Below are 2,528 nucleotides of genomic sequence, written 5' to 3' on the forward strand. Positions count from 1 at the left end.
TGCGGGCTTTCCTCAATGCGCCGTCTACAGACAATGTGATCTTCACCAAGGGCTCCACCGAAGGCATCAACCTTGTCGCAGCGGCGCTCGGCGCACGCATCGAGCCGGGCGACGAAATCGTGCTGACGATCATGGAGCATCACTCCAACATCGTGCCCTGGCATTTCCTTCGCGAGCGCCACGGCGCGGTGCTGCGCTGGGTGGGCATCCACGAGGATGGCTCGCTGGACATGGACGCGGTGCGCGCCGCCGTCGGGCCGAAGACGAAGATGGTGGCGCTGACGCACATGAGCAATGTGCTTGGTACTGTGACGGATGTGGCGGCGGTGACGCAGCTCGCCCATGCCGTGGGCGCTGAAATTCTCATCGATGGCAGCCAGGCGGCGGTCCATCTGCCGCTCGATGTGCAGGCCATAGGCTGCGACTGGTATGTGATCACTGGCCACAAGCTTTACGGGCCGACCGGCATCGGCGCCCTCTATGGCACGTCGGGCGCGCTTGCCCGCGCGCGGCCTTACCAGGGCGGCGGCGAGATGATCGAGGTCGTCGCGACGGACCGGGTGACCTACAACACGGCGCCGCACAAGTTCGAGGCGGGTACGCCGCCGATCCTCGAGGCGATTGGTTTGGGTGCCGCGCTGCGCTGGCTGGGTCAGTTCGACAAGGCGGAAGTTGCCGGGCATGAACACGCGCTCTACACACGCGCCCGCGACGCCCTGCGCGGCATCAACGGGCTGAAAGTGCACGGCGATGCACCGGGCAAGGGCGCTGTGCTGTCGTTCAGCCTTGAGGGCGCTCATCCGCACGATCTGGCCCAGATCCTGGACCGTTACGGCGTGGCGATCCGCGCCGGGCATCACTGCGCACAGCCGCTGATGCAGCATCTCGGCGTTTCGGCCACTGCCCGGGCGAGTTTCGCCCTATATAATACAATAGCGGAGGCGGATGCCTTTGCCGAAGCGCTCGCCAAGGCGCGGAAAATGCTGGTATAGGAAGCCTCATGGCCGACGATCTTGCTTCCCGGGACACGATGAACGCAGCGCAGACGCCTGCGGGTTCAGCGATTCCTCAGGCTGAGCTTGACCGGATGACGGACGAGCTGATTACGGCGTTCAAGACCGTGTTCGACCCTGAAATCCCGGTTGATGTCTATGAACTTGGCCTGATCTACAAGGTCGACATCGATGATGACCGCAAGGTCGATATCGAAATGACGCTGACGGCGCCCGGCTGTCCGGTGGCCGGCGACATGCCGGGCTGGATCGAGAACGCCGCCAAGACGGTAGAAGGCGTGGCCGACGTCGAAGTGCGCCTGACGTTCGATCCGCCCTGGACGCCCGCCCGCATGTCGGACGAAGCGCGCCTCGCCCTGAACATGCTCTGAGGCGTCAGGCCCCGATCAGTCTCGGCAATGCCAGGCAGAAACGTTCCACATCTTCCAGCTGGCCCATCGAGACGCGGCTCCACGGCGTATAGTCCATGTACTGGCCGCGAATGGAGATCTTCTCGGCGGCCATCGCCTTCTGCAGGTCGTTGGCCGGCTTGCCGCTCTGGAAATAGACGAAGTTCGTCTGGGACTTGAGATAGGGCAGGCCGAGCGTGTCGAGGGTTGCCTCGACCATCTGGCGCCCCTGCACAATCTTGCCTTTGGAATAGGTGATGAAAGCCTCGTCATTGTAGCAGGCGATGGCGGCGGCTGTGGAGGTACAGGGCGCGGAGGACATCACGGTCGCGCGGATTTTCGCGGCGGTTTCAGCCGACGAGATCGTATAGCCGACGCGGATGCCGGCCATGCCGTAGATCTTGGAGAAGGTGCGAGTGATGATAACGTCTTTGCCTTCCCTGACCAACGGTACGCAGGTGATCGCGGCCTCGTCCTGCGTCAGTTCGATATAGGCCTCGTCGACGACGACGGTTGTCTTCGCCGCCATGGCGGAGACGGCGGGGCGGATGATACTGCCCGGCGTCGTCAGGCCCGTCGGATTGTTCGGATTGCACAGCTGCACCATGCCGGTGGCGGGCGTAATGGCGGCCTCAATGGCGGCATAGTCGATGTCCATGCCATCCGTGAGCGGAACACGCGTGATACTGGCCATGCCAAGATTGGCGGCGTAGAGCGAGGTCGTGTCCCAGAACAGGCGCGGCGCAACGATGGGGCCTTTAGGACCATAAATCAGGGCAATGGCGCTCAGCGCTTCGCCCGAACCTGTGGTGACCGCGACCTGCTCCGGCGCGACCCCGTGGCGTTCGGCGATCATCGTCATGAGGCTCTGGACGGCTTCGGCATTGGTGTAATAGGCGCCCTTTTCAGCGGATTTGCTGATCGCGGAGAGCGCCGAGGGTGACGGGCCGTAGGGGTTTTCGTTGCGTGAGAGCAAGGCCTGACCTTCGGCGGGGCCGAAGAGGGGCAGCGCCGGGGACGGCGGGAATGCACCTTTCGCTTCGGCAAGGGCAGCGGGCGAACTTGTGGCGCAGGCAGCCAGGCTTGCGGCCGCGCCGATCGCGCCGCCCGAGAGGATGCCGCGGCG

The 2,528-nt window shown here is 64.1% G+C and carries 3 protein-coding genes; 2 read left to right on the top strand and 1 reads right to left on the bottom strand.

From position 1 onward, the window contains the following. On the top strand, nt 1-992 hold a 992-nt coding region (locus WEA77_RS11200; protein WP_368067966.1), incomplete at its 5' end, for a cysteine desulfurase. An 8-nt stretch (nt 993-1,000) separates the two neighbouring features. After that, a complete protein-coding gene (locus WEA77_RS11205) occupies nt 1,001-1,384 on the top strand; it encodes an SUF system Fe-S cluster assembly protein (RefSeq protein WP_368067967.1) in 384 nt (127 codons plus the stop codon). 4 nt (nt 1,385-1,388) lie between these two features. On the opposite strand, the gene WEA77_RS11210 is transcribed toward WEA77_RS11205, so the two are convergent. Continuing rightward, nucleotides 1,389-2,528 (bottom strand): histidinol-phosphate transaminase (locus WEA77_RS11210; RefSeq protein WP_368067968.1); only part of this gene is annotated, 1,140 nt, incomplete at its 5' end.

Source organism: Hyphomonas sp., from assembly GCF_040882205.1.
In the GTDB taxonomy this organism is placed as follows: Bacteria; Pseudomonadota; Alphaproteobacteria; order Caulobacterales; family Hyphomonadaceae; genus Hyphomonas.

What these genes read in the sequence shown, in the direction of transcription:
- WEA77_RS11205 (WP_368067967.1), top strand. Translation starts at nt 1,001, where the DNA reads ATGGCCGACGATCTTGCTTCCCGGGACACGATGAACGCAGCGCAGACG.